The organism is Paraburkholderia sp. RL17-337-BIB-A (assembly GCF_046025895.1).
Lineage (GTDB): Bacteria > Pseudomonadota > Gammaproteobacteria > Burkholderiales > Burkholderiaceae > Paraburkholderia > Paraburkholderia fungorum_C.
This window is the reverse complement of the sequence record NZ_JARESY010000001.1, coordinates 4,533,179-4,549,822: the sequence shown is the minus strand read 5'-3', so window position 1 is coordinate 4,549,822 and position 16,644 is coordinate 4,533,179. Positions and strand designations below refer to the sequence as shown.

Genomic DNA, 16,644 nt, shown 5'->3' with positions numbered 1-16,644 from the left:
AGGCGCAAGCAGCGACTCCAATCGGAGTCTCGTCCGCGTAGCAAGCCTCATGATTGTCCCGAAGATAGGACGCGTATCGCGCTACCTGAGTTGAGGGATGCAGTACGTCGCGGACGCAACCATTGATGAACGTCGAGACTTCGTTGTCCCCCGCCGACCCCTCGCATGTCTGCCATTGCTTCAGCTCGATCGGTACGGCCGTCGGCGTTCCATCTTTCGCGGAGCCAAGCCGGACCAGCGCCCCGCACTGCCAAAAATTTCCACCAAGGCAGACGCAACCACTCTCAATAAAACCCACCCGAGTCATCCTGGGCGTGTCCATAAGGAATATTTAACATTCTTCAACAATCCAATTTGCGCCGTCTAGGATCTGCTTCGTAAAATCACCCAATTCCGCGAGGCCGCGTGAACAAGCAATTGTGCGTATCCGACGCGCGGAGAACGTGAATATGAAATCGAAAAACACCGTAGCGGTAGCTTTGATCCTATTGGTTGTGGCTTTCAGCGGTGATGCCAACGCGAAGCTCAAGGCCGCAAGCGAAAGAGACGAAATAGAAGTTCAAACTTGCAAAGTTTCCATCGCGCCGAATGCGCGCGGAGAAATCATGAAGCCGAGAAAAGAGAATAATTATAAGTTTGCGGGATATAGCGAAACCTTCGAATCTAAGGGCATCAGTCAACGTTTCGGATTATCGATTGGATGTGTCGACCGCATTACGAATAGAAATGATGTGGCCAAAGAACACGGTGGATACTTTGATTCAGGAAAGAAGACGTGGGTTGCATACTATGTCGATGAACAGGACAAGGACAGTCTCGCCCCTGCAACACACATCTACGCGATTCACACTTCCAATGCTAGCGGATTCGCACGGACGACCGATGACGTGATTGGGGATCCCCGTCAGCGCGCACGTGCATTGTCATACTGTCTGTTTCACGACGCGAAGGCGATTTGCGGGGAGGGGCAAGTTATGAACTTATCCGATCAAAGGGCAAACTTTCTCCCGACGGCACTGAAAATTTTACGCAGCGTGGAGTTTGTCGATGTTAAGCCTAACGATCGGTCAGCCTTGGGCGCCACGGGAACGGTGGCACCGGTCGGCAAATCAACTCGATGAAGGTCCTGCAAGGGTTTGCGTACAGTCGACTTGGTCTTTGATTTTAGTTTTTGTCAGATCCTTAGTCTTGGTAATCAGAGTACTTACGCGAATCCCCTCGCACTTTCTCGGCAGGATATTTCGCGTGATTGATATCGATCTTCTCCAAACAAGCTTGATAGAGGTCGACATCAAGCTTGTCTGCCAGCCGGACAAGATATAGCAACACGTCCGCCATTTCGTGACGAATCGCGGTTTGCTTGCCTTCGTCCAGCTCGCTCTTGACTCCGGAGGTCAGCCACTGAAATGGCTCCAGTAGCTCACTTGCCTCGACGCTTAGCGCTGTCGCCAGATTCTTCGGCGTGTGAAATTTATCCCAGTCACGTTCATCCGCAAACTGACGAACGAGGTCACGCAAGTTAGCAAGGTCACTTTGCATTTCAAAATCTCTTTGTGTTATGGCCGCTCAACCGGATGGGGACAACTATTCGGATACACAGAAGCACGTTTAAGAATCACTTCCCCCGCTGCAGTTTCCCAAGCGCCGCCTCCACCCACCCAAACCCGATCTTCTCCTGCTCCAGCCTCAAATTCTTGCGCAACCGGTTATCGCGCAAGTCGTCGTACAGCGCCTGTTCATCGCGACCAAGGCGCGGCAAATCGCGTGTCGTCTGTTTCTCTTCCCGATCCCACTGCGACGCGAAACTCAACAACGTCTCGCGATCCATCAAAAACGACTCCACATGGCTGAACAGCCCGCGCAACTGATCGAGGATCGCAAATCCATGCGTATCGATATCACCCCAATAGAACACTGTACGACGCGAAAGCCAGGCGGCGTCTCTCAACATGTCAAAGCCATACCCAGCGCCGAACACAACCATGCTCTCGTCAACGGGCGGAAAAGCCAAAAAATTGATCTCATTCTCGGTGACAAAAACGCGGCTAATGTCGGGGTCCAGTTGCGCAAAACTGGCGGCATCCAAAGTGACGTCCTGCTCGGTAGTCGCCGGCTGAAATAGCGCTTTCTTCGCGTCCAGCATACGGAAGCGGATACGCAATGGCTTATCGCGAAAGCCGTAACGTAGCGAGAACTGGCTGAGACCTGAATACGCCGGGTCGACCGCCTCGATTGGCAGAATGTAGTCCAACAATTCGGCAAGCACACCGCGATAGCCTTCGATGAATTTGGTGTGCACGTCTGTGATATCGATTTGCCGGAGATATACGCCAGGCCGCGGATGCCGCTCCAGCCAACCGCACACATCCAGCAAACGATCCCATACCTCGGCGAGTTCAAGCGCCCGCAACGGCCTTTTGGCAAGCCACGGAACAAGGCGCGGTTCGCGCAAACGCGTGACATCCAACAACGATATAAATCGCCCGGCATCGCGCTGTTTCCCGATCAATGCAACGCCGTCCTCGAAAGAATCAATCCACGCTTCGTTCGGCAATGCATTCGCGCCGAACACGCGATGTCGAAACTCACGCATTTGCACCCGGCAATGCGGCATGGCTCTGAGCGAACTACTCCACTGGCGAATATCTTCAAAGCGCTCAGCAATCTCAGTAGAGGTCGGCCCTTTAAGAACAAGACGCTTCGGAAACGACGGCGTTTCCATCGCCAGATTGGCCAGCAGCTCGCCTCGCTCCCAAAGCCGGTTCACCTGCGCCCGCAGATCCGCCGGTGTAGTCCAACTCACGTTTCGCTCCTGCCTTTTTCCTCGCGGTACTCTTCAATCGACAGATTACGCAGCCGCGATTCCCGCCCTTCCTTGTTATCGACAAACCCAACGCTGGCAACAAACGGCTCGATGATATAAATCTTCTGCAACGGTGTGACGATCAGTAATTGCAGGTTCAACTGCGCGAACAGCCGCAAACCGTATTGCGCCGATTCATCGGACCCACGTCCGAATGCTTCATCGATGACCACGAAGCGGAACGAGCGCGAGCGCACCGCGCCCCATTCGAGTCCAAACTGATACGCGAGACTAGCCGCCAAAATCGTATAGGCGAGCTTTTCCTTCTGGCCGCCCGATTTGCCGCCCGAGTCGGAATAGTGCTCATGCTCGCTGCCGTCTTCACGCCAACGTTCGCTGGCCGCGAACCCAAACCAATTGCGTACATCGGTGACCTTGGCCGACCAGCGGCGATCCTGCTCGGTCAACCCTTCACGACCCCGGAAACGCTCGATGATCTGCTTGACCTGCAGAAACTTGGCCTCGGAGTACTGCACGTCTTCCGAGCCCGTCAGCGTGCCTTCGGTACACGAACGTAAGTCGCTCTGGAAGTCGCGAATTTCCGCATCCTGACTCAACTGCGCTTCGAGAACGATGTAGCGGCCGGCGTTGTAGTCGATCTGCGTCAACGACTCATTGATCAACTCGATCCGCTCCCGGATCGTCTCGCGTTCGCGAGCCAGCTGCGACTGGAAGTTGGCCACTTCGCGGATGGTATTTTCGTTGAGCAGATCTTTGAAGCGCGCTTCGAAGCGCGGCAAGTCGTCGGCTTTCAGCGTGTCCAGCATGGCGCGATATTCCGCCGCCGCCTCAATGGCGACATCCACCTCTTGGGTTTCCAGCGGGAACGCCACACAGTAGGCTCGCATCGCATCGATGATCTTGTCGCGCTGACGCGAGACCTTCTTTTCCTCGGCATCAATATTGTCTTGCAACCACTTACGCATATCGCTCTCGCGATTGTCGCAAGACTCGACGGTCAGCTGGTGCTTACCAAGCACCTCGGGCCACAACTCCGCGAGCCGCGCAAAGTAAGCGGTATGGCCGGCGTAAGCCTGGTCATCCAGAATCACCCGCGTTTGCGCCCGGAGATCGTCGGCGATGCTCTGCCGCTCTTCGGTACGTGTGCGCTCCGCTTTATGTCCGTCGAGTTGCGTCTCGACATCTGCAAGCGCAGCGGTCACCTGGTTGAGCCGCTCAGCCAGTTGCTGCAACAGGTCGGAGGCAGATTCCAGACGCGTCTTCTCGTCACGCAACTCAGCAACCTCCGCCGCAAGCGCGCGCCAGTCGAGCTCGCGGTAGTCTGCCTGTTCAGAGAGTAGCGACAGTGCATTCAGGCGCGTCTTCAAGGCGCTCTGCTGCACTTGAATCCGGCCAATCTGCGCACCGAGATCACGCAGTTGCGCGGCCAACTGAGCGGATTGCGCTTCAAGCGCCTCGATTTTTGCAGTGTTGGTCCAACCCAGCACGTAACGTCTGCGGTCATCCAACCTGTGACGATCGTCCTTTTCGTGCCGCTCACCCGGCGCCTTGATCTGACCCGCCCTCGTAATGGCCCGCGTCTCGCGCCGAAATTGTTCCTGCGTGTCGCAGCACACCACATTGAAGCGCTGCGCCACTTCATACTCGAGCCAGTCGTAAAACGGTGAGTCGGGTTTGACGGAAATCTTGCGCGCCAGCGAGTCACGGTGCAATTCGGTGCGTTCGCGTCGCGCAGATTGCCGGATCCGAAAATAGACCAACCGCCCCTTGAGGTGAGTTCTGTCGACCCATTCGGTGACGGCGGCGTAGTGCTCGTCGGATACCAGCAAGGACAGGCCGAAATTGCGCAAAAGACGCTCGGCGGCTCCCTCCCAATCGCGTTCGTCTTCGCGTACCTGCAGCAGTTCGCCAGCAAAGCTGAGATCCGCTTCGGGCAACGCAAGTGCGTCGCACAAGGCGGCACGCATCGCGATCTGTTCTGCCGGGATATTGCTGCGCCGGCTCTTCAAACTGTCGATCTCGGCCAGCAGCGCGTCGTGCTCCTGCTTGCCCGTGCGAAAACTGACGCCGTGTTCGGTCAAGTCATTCTGCAGGCGGTCATCGTCCGACTGCGCGCTGTCGACGAGTTCCGGCAGGCGCCGCCTGAGCGCGAGAAAACCGGATTCGTCTTGCGCCACCGGCTCGCCGATGATCTTCGCGAGCTCGTCATAGCGCAGCGCCTTTTGCTTACGTCCAGCGCATTCCTGATCCTTCGAGCGGATGTCAGCCTCGAGCCGCTCCAGCCGATCGCCGCCGTTGTCGGCAATATTGCGCCGCAGCTCGCTTTCCTGAATTCGTTGAGCGGAGCGCGTTGCATCGAGCCGCTTCACATGAGCGTCCTGTCGTTGCCATTCCGCGGCGAGATTTTCAATGCGCTTGTCGAGCAAACCGAGCTTGAGATCGGCGGCGTACGATCGGAGCGCTTCCCGGCAGGCGCGCAAATCGTCGACTTGAGAGACGAGCAGCGCATGCCGTTCGCAATCGTCGACGAGCGGACTCAGCCGCTCCATCTGCCTCTTGGCCTTTAACACGGCCTCATGGGCGCGGTTGAGGTCGTCGAAGTGGCCGATCAGCGCGGTGATACGTGGTGCGACATCGAACGGCTCCAGCATGTGGCTACGGACAAAATCAGTCAGATTGCCCACCGATTTCATCGACACCGTTTGATGAAACAACTCCAGCGCCTGATCGTTCTCGATGCCGAAGCGACGCCGGAACCACGCAGCATAGGGCGGAAAACTGTCGAACACTTCCGCGCCGGCCGCGCGCAGCTTTTTGCGCAGGCCCGAGATGTCGGGGCCAAAGCCGGCGAAGTCAGCAGCAATCGAGAGTGCCCGTTCCGCGCCGACAAAGAGCCGCGCGGGCTGCCCGTGTTGATCCTTCATCCAGAACACTTGGGCAAGTGTGATGGTCTGGTCGTAGCCGGCATTGTGAAACCGGCCGAGAATTACCGAATAGCTGTTGTGGTCCCGCAATGCCACGGGTTTGGCTGTCCCGCTGGTCTCATTGCGTTCCGATTTGTAATGGCCGAGCACGTACGAGCGCAGGGTGCGTTCCTTACTGTCCGCGCCCGCTGCCTTGTTATATGCGATGCGTTGCGCGGGTACCAGCAGCGTCGTCACGGCATCGACGAGCGTCGACTTGCCCGAGCCGATGTCTCCTGTCAGCAGCGCGTTTTTGCCGTCTGGTTTTAGCGTCCATACACGGCCGTCGAACGTGCCCCAGTTGAACACTTCCAGCTGATGCAGGCGAAAGCCGGACAGGGCGTCGTCGGCGACGAAATCGAGTCCGGGTAGTTGCATGTCAGTCATCGCCACTCCCTGGCGCGGCTGCACCAAGTTGTGCCTGATAGACAGCGAGCCGTGCGTCGAAATCAGCCAGCCACTGCGCGTCGACAAACGCTTTAAGGATTCGCTGCACTTCGAACGCAGCAGCTTGCCCATCGCGCCTGCCGACAGCCGGCTTGAGCTTGCGCAAAAAGCCGAGTTCGATGATCTTGTTGATGTGCGTGTCGATCTGATCGGTCAACCTGGCCTCGTTGCTGCCCGCGGGCAAGAACACCCGCACCATGTCCACGATTTGCTCCCGCGTGAGAATAAGGCGTGTATCTCCGCCGCTGGCATCGGATTCGGCGAGTTTCTTGCGCAGCAATGCCAGCAGCAAGCTGACCGGAAACGACAGCGGGCGTCTTGCAACAAGTCTTGGCAGAGCGGGAGAATCGTCGCCGTTCTCGGGGCGTGAGCGCAGAAATGCATAGCCCTCGGCTTCGTCGAGAACCAACTCGAGATTCAACACCGCGACGTATTCCCTGACGCGGGCTTGCAGGTCGAGCAGTGCGCCCCAAGCCGCGCTATCCGCCTCCCGGTACATCACGCCTTTTAGCAAGGGAATCAGAAGGCTCGATAGATCATGCGTCGACGTCAGAGCGTCGGGCTCGTTTTCCTGTTGCAACATCTTCATCTCACGAAAATGACACGTGGCAGGCTCGCCTGCCTGGTATGTTGTGCGCCGCCTTCTTCCTGGCCGTGCCAGACGATCGTCTCACTGACCTGTTCATCCACCACCGTGCTAAACGAGTCGCCTGCAAGTTGCAGGTAGGCAATCAGTTCTGCCAACCCCTGTTGCAGAGGTTGAATGTCGCACAGTTCACGCAGCGTCACCTGCGAGCGATCCTGCAGTACATGACGGATGTGCCAGGCCAATCTGGCTTTGTCGACGACGACTTGCGAATACAACGCTGTCGCATCGATGTCAGCATCGCCAGCCTCGATCGAAATCGACGCAATGCGCGGTTTCACGCTGGGTGCATAAAGAGGGCGCTCCATCGGCAATTCGATGTCGGCGGCCGTATCGGCGATGGTCATCACTTCACCGGCCGGCGGCGTGTCCCGCAATGCCAGCGCTTTTGCTTCCACGCCGCGCAGGATGTCCATGATGCGGCGGTTTTCGAGCCACGCCTGATCGTCGAGAAAGCGCCGCAGTTGCTGTGACAAAAAGGCAACCGTGCGTTGCGTGTGTTCGCCGGCTTCGAGCCAATCGTAGTGGACCCGCCGGGTGCGTGGCCCCGGCTTGAGTTCAGCCACCGGAGGCAGGGCGAGCACGCGGTCGAGTAGGGTGGTCAGTTCTTCCTGGCGGCTGCTCGACATCAGAAAGTCCCAGAACGCGCGGAAGCTGCGGCCTTGATCCGAGTCGGCGATCGTATCGCGCTCGCCCATGATTTCTTCCAGCAGTTCGCCCTTCGCACCGTCCCACAGCGCAATACGCTCCCGCACTCGACGGTCGAGGTTGCGAAAATTGTGCTCGACTTCGCGAAAGTCGGTCAGTAGTTCACGGGCGATGGAAGTGAATTGCTGAAAGCGGTCTTTCAGCGCGGTGTCATCCAGTATAGAAATATCGCCGGCCTGGGCACGTTCGATCTCCTCGTCGATCTCGGCGCGGCGCTTGTAGAGTTCGGCGAGGCGAGCTTCGGGGTCGCGCTCGCTGCCTTCGCTCATCTGTTTGAGCAGTTCAAACAGCGTGAGCAAACGCGACTCCGTACCGACGAAGCTGCGTTCAGTCAACGTGCCGAGCCATGCAATGGCTTTTTCCGTCGCCGGCGTCAGATCGAAATACGGTTCGTCAGAGTCTTGATAGAACTTGCGCAGCCAGCTTTTATCGTTGGCGGCCCAGTCGTTGAGATAGTCGGAAGCTGCTTTGGGAAAAGCGGACGGTCCGAGCTGTTCACGCAATGCAAACAGTTCGTCTTCGAGGGCCTCGGCTAAATCGGCTTGCGCGATCACGCGCACGTTGGGCAGCGTGAAAGTTCGGTGCAGGAAGCTCGCCACCAGCGGTGCGTGATCCGAGCGCAACAGACGCCATGCGGGATGGTTCTGGCGCAATAGGTCGAGCGTGGAATAGTCGAAGTTCATGGTGCAGGCGTTGGAAAGGCTGAAGCGACCGCAGTGTCCGAAACTATCGATGATAGTCCACGTCGTGGTCGACGCGGGCGCATGGGGTTGGGGCGGCGGCTAGGGTTCGTGGCGCTGGCGCATGAAACGCTTCATTTTCTAGACTTCGTCCCACTCGATTTGCTCAAAGATCCCCTTCAACTTCGCCCCTCGCGCCGCGTTCACCATCACGGCGTGGGCGACCCTGCCCGCCAGATGTGCGTGAAAGTCACGGTGACCGTCACGGTTTTGCGAGACCGGCCCGTGTCTGACGCAATTGGTCAGCACCGCCTTCAACGTATCAAACTCCGGCCGCGCAAGATTGGGATGGCTGTTGATCACAACTCCGGCCAGATGCTGCCTCGCGCCACGACGCATCACGCGTGTCTTCCTTAGATTGACCGCGAACCCTTCCTCAATAGCAATCGCCGCCACGCGAATCTCAAGCCGTTCCGCCATCCGCGCGAGATCGTCCCCACCGGAAAACGCCAGATCATCGGCATAGCGCGTGTACGTCGCACCGAGAGACCGCGCGAGTCCAGCCAACCGAAGATCAAGCCGAAAAGCACACAGATTCGCCAGCGCCGGCGAAGTGGGTGCACCCTGCGGCAAATGCCGGTTCCGATACCGCTGCCGTTCCAGCCAATCGATCCTGTCGCGCACATCTGCCGCCAGCAATCTGCCGCTCGGCACGCGATTGGTACACAGCGCGGTCATCGCCCGCGTAGTTTCCATCGGATAACCCAAAGCACGTATCGCGGAGTAAACGCGTCCCGCATGCACAGACGCAAAAAAATCCGTCAGATCGAAGCGAATCACAACAGCCTTACCCGCGTGAGGGGCCGCGAACGTGACCGCATTCCGCCCACGTCGAAAGCCATGCACAGCATCATGAGCAGGAACCCGATCGAGTAAGCCATGAAGCATTTTTCTCTGCAAAGCCCGCAAGCGCGATTTCGGCACTTCGATAATCCGACACCGACCGTCGCGTTTTTCAATCACCTTGTACGAATAGTGATGAAGCGGTGTGCCCGCACTCTGCGCCGGCACACGCCAGCGATCAGCAAACCAGTCCAGTTCGTCCGGCTCGATTTCCAGCCAGGCGGCCAGATCGCCAAGCGTTGGCAACTGCGGTAGCGCCACATCATGCAACCAAGGCGGAGGCAGTCGCTGCAAAGGAGGGCGAGGCAACACACGGACAACCTTCGGTCGGCTCTCGCCCCTCCAAGCCGAGACAAATCCCGTGGTCTCAGCGATAACTTTCGACAATTCTTTACTTTCGACGCTATCCCACCGCGAGCCAAATCGCTTCGCAACCCTGCGCGCCAATCCATTCATCCAATCCGCGCATTCACCCAAAACAAGCGTCATCCGCTCGACCATCGTAGCGGCCTCGGGTGACCCTGCCAGCATGGCATCGGCGATCGTACAGGTGACGAATTGCAGAGAAGATAACGGCATAGAGCAGAGGGGCAGGACGGCCAGTCAACGCGTCTTGTGCTGCGTGAGCTCATTTGCGCAACGCGCAAGTACGGCTCACGCGACGAACTGCGGAGGTCATTCTGATCCACGGGGTAGCCCCGTAGCGCCCGGAACGTATGCTTCCCGTACCTTGGCAAGCTTGACCAGCCGTCCCGCGTGCCGAAGATAAGCGACGGGCCTACGTGCTGTCAACGCAATGGCAGTGCGAATTAAATTTGCGCAAAGGGGTTGCCGAAGCGCCTGCTTGATGCGGAATGGCGCAGTAATTTGCCGTCGACGGTGCACCTCAACTGAATCTGCCATTGGCGAGGATACTACCTACGATCGGGAAGACGATATCCGATAAGCACGACGACGAATTCTGATTTGACTTTGCCGGACCTATTAGCTGTTTTGCAGCACGGCCTTAGGCCGCCCGAAGCTGATCTTCTCCTGCTCCGGTCGCTGATTTCTTGCACAGACGGTTATCGGGCAGATCGTCGGCTTCCGATGTTTCAGCATTCAGTCACCCAGCCAGTCAAAAAATCAGTCGCAGCGAGCACTCGACAGCCGCGAGCGGCGAGCGGCGAATAGCACACCTATTCACCGCAAAATTCGCGGAGAATAATTTGCCTTTGCGGTGAAAATGCCCCATAATCTCCGCATGAATCGCGGAGATTATCTATACATCTGGGAGTCCCCCGAATGGCCCGCATGGCGCTATGACTTGTCACGCCTCGCGGCTCCGCTAGCGGAGGTATCCCGAGTTCAAGGGGTATTGCTCGGGCGTCTTGCCGATGTGGGCCTGACGCTACGCAGCGAGGCCAGTCTTGTCGCGCTTACCGAAGACGTCGTCAAAACCAGCGAGATAGAAGGCGAACAGCTCAATGTCGCTTCGGTGCGTTCGTCGATAGCGCGCAGGCTAGGTGTCGATATTGGTGCGCTCGCGCCAGTCGACCGTCACGTCGAAGGCGTAGTAGAGATGGTGCTGGACGCCACCCTGAATTGCTCGGCCGAGGTCTCGAAAGAGCGCCTATTTGGATGGCACGCTGCACTTTTCCCGACCGGGTTCAGCGGTATGTCCCGGATCAGCGTCGCCAACTGGCGCGACGACGCCAAAGGGCCGATGCAAGTTGTTTCTGGTCCGATTGGGCGTCAGAAAGTCCACTTCGAGGCGCCTCCTGCAGCACGGCTGGAGATGGAGGCGGATCGGTTTCTAGCCTGGCTGAATAGCGATTCGGCCGATCCACCGCTGCTCAAGGCCGGGCTCGCTCACCTCTGGTTCGTTACGCTGCATCCCTTCGACGACGGCAACGGCCGCATCGCACGGGCCATTGGCGATCTGCTTCTGGCGCGCGCTGACGGCAGCCCGGAGCGCTTCTACAGTTTGTCGGCACAGATCCAGCGTGAGCGGAACGACTATTACGACGTTCTCGAGCGCACACAAAAGGGCTCGCTCGATATCACCGAGTGGCTGGCATGGTTCCTCGATGCTTTGCATCGCGCAGTCGATCACGCACAACTCACGCTGAACGTCGTGCTGTCCAAGGCGCGCTTCTGGCAGCGCTGGGCGAGCACGGCGTTCAACGAGCGGCAAGTCAAATTGCTGAGTCGTCTGCTCGACGGCTTTGACGGTAAGTTGACCAGCAGCAAGTGGGCAGCCATTGCCAAGTGTTCACCGGATACCGCGTTGCGCGACATCAGCGAACTCGTCGCATTCGGCGTGTTGAAAAAATCAGCGGCAGGTGGCCGCAGCACGTCGTACGAGTTAGCGGACGAGCGCTAGATAAGTCACTCGACTTATCCACAGCCCCCTCTGGACAACTTTTGTACAAGCCACCTGACTCGTTGTGGGCGAAACTTTGATAAATCCGCGATCCCGCCAGGTCGATCAAAAGTTTTCCCTGGCTCCTCCTCCCTGTTCGCCTACGCTCCGCAGGGTTATCGATTCCGCAGTCCCTTGATCCGCAAACGAAGTTTTAAGTTATCCACAGCCAGGTGCGATGCTTGTTAACTATTACTACGTATACATATACAAAGACTATAAAAACCAGAGAGGCATCCGGAAAGCACGCTGCGTAAACATGCACAACCGCAGCACACGCCCCGAAAAGCCATCAAACCAACGGCAAACAAATCTCGGTTAGAAGATCAGAAGGTGCAGTCTCCTTCGGGCTATTCAGATACTCCTCGAACACCGGCGCGTCCGCCGCTTCACGCCCGGACTGCACGAGCCACGTCCCATACAACCACTCATAAGCCGCGCGCATATCGCTGTACGGTCCCTTGTGCCGCAACACCGCGTACTCACCGCCTTTCACATGCGTCACCGAAACCGGCGGACTCACCGTCACCGAAGCCTGCACCGGATGCGGCAACAGCACCCCAGCCTTCGACCGCAACGCGTTCTCTTCCACCACTCCAGGATCGTCGTAGTAAATCCCAATCATGCGCATCTGCCCAGCCAGTAAATTATGTTTCGCCAACCAGCCGAATAACCCATCGAACGCCTTGCCGATCTGCATATACGGCCCCACGTGATCCACCGACAAAACCTCGATCGGCTCAACGTGACGAATCACCACTTCACGCATCGTCATTTGATCGTCTCCTGAAAGCGCCGGACGAAACCGGCTATGAGTGCCTTGCTTGCGATACTGCGCCGGCGGAATGCCGAACGCCACGCGAAAGGTGCGAGAGAAAGACTGCAAACTGCTATAGCCCGAGCGCTCGGCAATCTCCGCGATCGGCATCGAACCATTCGCCAGATAGCCCGCCGCACGATGCAACCGCAAGCGCCGCACGGTTGTCGCTACGGTCTCACCGTACATCGCCTGATAGATGCGATGCCAGTGATACGGCGACATGCAGGCGATTTCTGCTAAGCGATTGATATCCAGTGGTTCGTCGAGATGATCGTAAATATGGTCCAGCACGCGGCCCAGCCGAGTTTCGTAGCGCGCCCGATTGTCCGATTGGTTCATGAGCAAGTAGCCGAGCAGAAAATTGCCGAAGGAATGCGAACAAAAGTACCACGTCGCCATTTACCAAATCCTGCGAATTTCGCCTGAACACGCGTGAACGGAGTTAAGCATCCACTGACACAACCACCTCCGAACTTTGCCGAATTTTGATAACGCCTCGAATATTGGCTCACTACCATCGGCTGAAGCCTGTCCGCTCATGCACCGCAAAGCCTTGCGGCGTCGAGCAAGCGGCCACATCAGGAGCGCCCGATGAAATCAGAGTCCAAAAGTCAGCACGTCGGTAAAGTCACGCATCACGAGTTGAAGCAGACGCTCGGCACGTGGCAACTGTGGGGAATCGCGGTTGGTCTGGTTATTTCAGGCGAGTATTTCGGCTGGAGCTACGGTTGGGCGAGCGCCGGCACGCTGGGCTTCGTCATCACGGCGGTCTTTATTGCCGCGATGTACACCACCTTCATTTTTAGCTTCACTGAACTCACCACGTCGATTCCGCATGCGGGCGGCCCGTTCGCCTACGCGCGTCACGCGTTCGGCCCGACCGGCGGTTATCTGGCGGGCGCGGCGACCTTAGTCGAATTCGTCTTTGCGCCGCCCGCCATTGCGCTCGCGATCGGCGCCTATTTGCACGTGCAGTTTCCGGGTCTTGAACCCAAACACGCGGCGATGGGCGCGTATCTCGTCTTCATGGCGCTGAATATCGTCGGCGTGCAAATCGCCGCGACCTTCGAGCTATGCGTGACGCTGCTCGCGATCTTCGAGTTGCTGGTATTCATGGGTGTCGTGTCGCCAGGCTTCCAGTGGTCGAACTTCACCAAGGGCGGCTGGTCCGGCGCGGATACCTTCAGCATGGGCTCGTTCCACGGCATGTTCGCCGCGATTCCGTTCGCGATCTGGTTTTTCCTCGCGATCGAAGGCGTCGCCATGGCCGCCGAAGAAGCGAAGAACCCGAAGCGTTCGATTCCGATCGCCTACATCACCGGTATTCTGACGTTGGTCGTGCTCGCAATCGGCGTGATGGTGTTCGCAGGTGCCGCTGGCGACTGGACCAAGCTGTCGAACATCAACGATCCGCTGCCGCAAGCGATGAAGTACATCGTCGGCGAACATAGCGGCTGGATGCATATGCTCGTGTGGCTGGGCCTGTTTGGATTGGTCGCGTCGTTTCACGGCATCATCCTCGGATACTCACGGCAAATCTTCGCGCTGGCTCGCGCGGGTTATCTGCCGGAGTGGCTTTCGAAAGTGCATCCGCGCTTCAAGACACCGCATCGCGCGATCATCGCCGGCGGTGTGGTCGGCATCGCCGCGATCTATAGCGACGAGCTGATCCAGTTCGGCGGTCAGACGCTGACGGCGAACATCGTGACGATGTCCGTATTTGGCGCTATCGTGATGTATATCATCAGCATGTTGTCGCTGTTCAAGCTGCGCCGCTCGGACCCGAACATGGAGCGCCCGTTCCGTGCGCCGCTGTTTCCGTTCTTTCCGGCGTTCGCGCTGGGGGCCGCGGTGATTTGTCTGGGCACGATGGTGTACTTCAATTTTCTGGTGGCGATCGTGTTCGCGATCTTCCTCGCGCTGGGCTACGTCTACTTCCTGTTGACGCGCCGTCAACGCGAAGTGGCGCCGTCGGACACTTTGCTCGAAGAATGATGGATCGAGCCGCTGCGCAGGCAGGGGCGATGGAGTCGTAGAGATGAGCTTTACCGAGACAATCGGCAGCCGCACTTATCGCTTCGCCGATCTGAAGACGTTGATGGCCAAAGCGAGTCCGCAGCGTTCGGGCGACCAGCTCGCGGGTGTCGCGGCGGCGAGCGAAGAGGAGCGCGTTGCGGCCAAGATGGCGTTGGCGCAGGTGCCGTTGCGCACCTTTCTCAACGAGGCATTGATCCCGTACGAAAGCGACGAGGTCACGCGCCTCGTGATCGACGATCACTCGCCACAAGCGTTCGCTGAGATATCGCATCTCACGGTGGGCGATTTCCGCAACTGGCTGTTGAGCACCACGACCGATGCCGACGCGCTCACGCGTATCACCGCCGGCCTCACGCCGGAGATGGTGGCGGCGGTCTCGAAGCTGATGCGCAATCAGGATCTGATCTTGGCGGCGCGCAAGCGTCCGGTGATTACGCGGTTTCGCAATACGGTCGGCTTGCCGGGGCACATGTCGGTGCGTCTGCAACCGAATCATCCAACCGATGATGTCAAAGGCATCGCCGCATCGATGCTCGACGGCCTGATGTACGGCTGTGGCGACGCGATGATCGGCATCAACCCCGCCAGCGACAATCTTGCCGCGATCACCAAGCTGTTGCTGATGATCGACGACTTCCGCCAGCGCTATCAGGTGCCGACGCAATCGTGCGTACTGACTCACGTCACCAACACAATCGCCGCGATTGAAAAAGGCGCGCCGGTCGATCTGGTGTTTCAGTCGATTGCCGGAACGGAGAAAGCGAACGCGGGTTTCGGCATTTCGCTTGCGCTGTTGCAGGAGGCGTATGAAGCGGGGTTGTCGCTGAAACGCGGCACCGTCGGCAATAACCTGATGTATTTCGAAACCGGCCAGGGCAGTGCATTGTCAGCCGATGCACATTTCGGTGTCGATCAACAGACCTGTGAAGTGCGCGCCTACGCAGTCGCACGCAAGTTCAATCCGTTTCTGGTGAACACGGTGGTCGGCTTCATCGGACCGGAGTATCTCTACGACGGCAAGCAGATCACACGCGCGGGCCTTGAGGACCACTTCTGCGGCAAACTGCTCGGCGTGCCGATGGGTTGCGATATCTGCTACACGAATCACGCCGAAGCCGATCAGGACGATATGGATAACCTGCTCACGCTACTTGGCGTCGCGGGCATCAACTTCATCATGGGCATCCCGGGCGCGGACGATGTGATGCTCAACTACCAAAGCACCTCATTCCATGACGCGTTGTATGTGCGCGACGTGCTCGGCCTGCGCCGCGCACCGGAATTCGAAGAATGGCTGGAGTCGATGCAGATTACCGACTCTCGCGGCGCGTTGCTGAGTGCATCGACACATCAACCGCTGCTGGAAGGCGCACACGACTGGATGGGCATCGAATGAGCGACTTCCTCGAAAAGAATCCATGGAACGCGCTGCGGCAGTTCACCAACGCGCGCATCGCGTTGGGCCGTGCGGGCAACAGTTTGCCGACCGCACCGTTGCTTGCGTTCAACCTGTCGCATGCGCAAGCGCGCGATGCCGTGCATCATCCGCTCGATACGGACGTGCTGCACGAACAGCTTCGCGCACAAAGTTTCAATACGCTGGATGTGCATAGTGCAGCGCCCGATCGCGAGCATTATTTGCGGCGTCCGGATCTCGGCAGGCGGTTAAGCGATGAGAGCCGCGCAGCGCTCAAGCAACTGAAGGTTGATTCACCAGAGGTCGTTTTCGTCATCGCCGACGGCCTCTCTGCATTCGCTGCATCGAAGCAATCGATTCCGCTGCTGCAAGCCGTTTGCGCAAAACTCACGGACTGGAAGATCGGCCCGGTCGTAGTCGCGCGTCAGGCACGCGTCGCGCTCGGTGACGAGATCGGTGAACTGCTCAATGCCAAACTGGTTGTGATGTTGATTGGCGAGCGTCCAGGTTTGAGTTCGCCGGATAGCCTCGGCATCTATCTGACGTACGCGCCTAAGGTCGGCTGTAGCGATGCGCAACGTAACTGCATTTCCAACGTGCGCCCTGAAGGTCTTAACTACGAATCCGCCGCACATAAGTTGCACTATCTGCTGACGCACGCAAGGCGCTTGGGTCTCACGGGCGTTGGTTTGAAAGACGATAGCGACGCGCTGCTAGCGGGTACACCGACAGCACCCGCGGTCGGCGACGATTCAAATTAGACGCGCGCGGCTGGCGAGAGAGCGCGCCGGGAAC

12 protein-coding genes are annotated in these 16,644 nt (G+C 58.2%); 5 read left to right on the top strand and 7 right to left on the bottom strand.

Annotated elements, in window-relative coordinates; all coding sequences use genetic code 11:
* Positions 1 to 449 precede the first annotated feature (449 nt).
* Positions 450 to 1,121, top strand: coding sequence for a hypothetical protein (locus tag P0D84_RS20300; RefSeq protein WP_408339311.1), 672 nt, complete (start codon positions 450 to 452; stop codon positions 1,119 to 1,121).
* A gap of 61 nt (positions 1,122 to 1,182) precedes the next feature.
* On the opposite strand, the gene P0D84_RS20295 is transcribed toward P0D84_RS20300, so the two are convergent.
* The 6 genes from P0D84_RS20295 to P0D84_RS20270 form a co-directional block, all read right to left on the bottom strand.
* Entirely contained in the window at positions 1,183 to 1,539 is a 357-nt protein-coding gene (locus tag P0D84_RS20295; RefSeq protein ID WP_408339309.1) for a nucleotide pyrophosphohydrolase, read from the bottom strand.
* A gap of 76 nt (positions 1,540 to 1,615) precedes the next feature.
* Entirely contained in the window at positions 1,616 to 2,803 is a 1,188-nt protein-coding gene (locus tag P0D84_RS20290; RefSeq protein ID WP_408339307.1) for a DUF3322 domain-containing protein, read from the bottom strand.
* Positions 2,800 to 6,174 carry an ATP-binding protein gene (locus P0D84_RS20285; protein WP_408339305.1) on the bottom strand — a complete coding sequence of 1,125 codons (3,375 nt, stop codon included), beginning with the start codon at positions 6,172 to 6,174 and terminating at the stop codon, positions 2,800 to 2,802. The genes P0D84_RS20290 and P0D84_RS20285 overlap by 4 nt, the downstream gene beginning before the upstream one ends.
* Positions 6,167 to 6,817, bottom strand: coding sequence for a DUF4194 domain-containing protein (locus P0D84_RS20280; protein ID WP_408339303.1), 651 nt, complete (start codon positions 6,815 to 6,817; stop codon positions 6,167 to 6,169). Before P0D84_RS20280 ends, P0D84_RS20285 begins: the two co-directional genes overlap by 8 nt.
* A 2-nt stretch (positions 6,818 to 6,819) precedes the next feature.
* The gene (locus P0D84_RS20275; RefSeq protein ID WP_408339301.1) at positions 6,820 to 8,271 is read right to left on the bottom strand and encodes a DUF3375 domain-containing protein; all 1,452 of its coding nucleotides are present in this window, start codon (positions 8,269 to 8,271) and stop codon (positions 6,820 to 6,822) included.
* Between the two features lie 138 nt (positions 8,272 to 8,409).
* Positions 8,410 to 9,417 carry a reverse transcriptase family protein gene (locus tag P0D84_RS20270; RefSeq protein ID WP_408339299.1) on the bottom strand — a complete coding sequence of 336 codons (1,008 nt, stop codon included), beginning with the start codon at positions 9,415 to 9,417 and terminating at the stop codon, positions 8,410 to 8,412.
* A gap of 997 nt (positions 9,418 to 10,414) precedes the next feature.
* On the opposite strand from P0D84_RS20270, the gene P0D84_RS20265 reads away from it, so the two are divergent.
* Positions 10,415 to 11,536 carry a Fic family protein gene (locus P0D84_RS20265; RefSeq protein WP_408339297.1) on the top strand — a complete coding sequence of 374 codons (1,122 nt, stop codon included), beginning with the start codon at positions 10,415 to 10,417 and terminating at the stop codon, positions 11,534 to 11,536.
* Positions 11,537 to 11,867: 331 nt separating this feature from the next.
* On the opposite strand, the gene P0D84_RS20260 is transcribed toward P0D84_RS20265, so the two are convergent.
* Positions 11,868 to 12,734 (bottom strand): AraC family transcriptional regulator, encoded by an 867-nt coding sequence (locus tag P0D84_RS20260; protein ID WP_408339295.1) that lies wholly within the window; start codon positions 12,732 to 12,734, stop codon positions 11,868 to 11,870.
* A 252-nt stretch (positions 12,735 to 12,986) separates the two neighbouring features.
* On the opposite strand from P0D84_RS20260, the gene eat reads away from it, so the two are divergent.
* From eat to eutC, 3 genes are read left to right on the top strand one after another with little or no spacing between them, the layout of a single operon-like run.
* Positions 12,987 to 14,390, top strand: a complete 1,404-nt coding sequence (gene eat, locus P0D84_RS20255) for an ethanolamine permease (protein ID WP_408339293.1) — start codon at positions 12,987 to 12,989, stop codon at positions 14,388 to 14,390.
* 43 nt (positions 14,391 to 14,433) lie between these two features.
* Positions 14,434 to 15,828 carry an ethanolamine ammonia-lyase subunit EutB gene (locus tag P0D84_RS20250; RefSeq protein ID WP_408339291.1) on the top strand — a complete coding sequence of 465 codons (1,395 nt, stop codon included), beginning with the start codon at positions 14,434 to 14,436 and terminating at the stop codon, positions 15,826 to 15,828.
* Positions 15,825 to 16,610, top strand: a complete 786-nt coding sequence (gene eutC, locus P0D84_RS20245) for an ethanolamine ammonia-lyase subunit EutC (RefSeq protein WP_408339289.1) — start codon at positions 15,825 to 15,827, stop codon at positions 16,608 to 16,610. Before P0D84_RS20250 ends, eutC begins: the two co-directional genes overlap by 4 nt.
* Positions 16,611 to 16,644: the final 34 nt, after the last annotated feature.

Bases quoted from the DNA above. Each gene is read 5' to 3' on its own strand.
- P0D84_RS20300 (WP_408339311.1), top strand. From the start codon at position 450: ATGAAATCGAAAAACACCGTAGCGGTAGCTTTGATCCTATTGGTTGTG.
- P0D84_RS20295 (WP_408339309.1), bottom strand. From the start codon at position 1,539: ATGCAAAGTGACCTTGCTAACTTGCGTGACCTCGTTCGTCAGTTTGCG.
- P0D84_RS20285 (WP_408339305.1), bottom strand. From the start codon at position 6,174: ATGACTGACATGCAACTACCCGGACTCGATTTCGTCGCCGACGACGCC.
- P0D84_RS20280 (WP_408339303.1), bottom strand. From the start codon at position 6,817: ATGTTGCAACAGGAAAACGAGCCCGACGCTCTGACGTCGACGCATGAT.
- P0D84_RS20275 (WP_408339301.1), bottom strand. From the start codon at position 8,271: ATGAACTTCGACTATTCCACGCTCGACCTATTGCGCCAGAACCATCCC.
- P0D84_RS20265 (WP_408339297.1), top strand. From the start codon at position 10,415: ATGAATCGCGGAGATTATCTATACATCTGGGAGTCCCCCGAATGGCCC.
- P0D84_RS20260 (WP_408339295.1), bottom strand. From the start codon at position 12,734: ATGAACCAATCGGACAATCGGGCGCGCTACGAAACTCGGCTGGGCCGC.
- eat (WP_408339293.1), top strand. From the start codon at position 12,987: ATGAAATCAGAGTCCAAAAGTCAGCACGTCGGTAAAGTCACGCATCAC.
- P0D84_RS20250 (WP_408339291.1), top strand. From the start codon at position 14,434: ATGAGCTTTACCGAGACAATCGGCAGCCGCACTTATCGCTTCGCCGAT.
- eutC (WP_408339289.1), top strand. From the start codon at position 15,825: ATGAGCGACTTCCTCGAAAAGAATCCATGGAACGCGCTGCGGCAGTTC.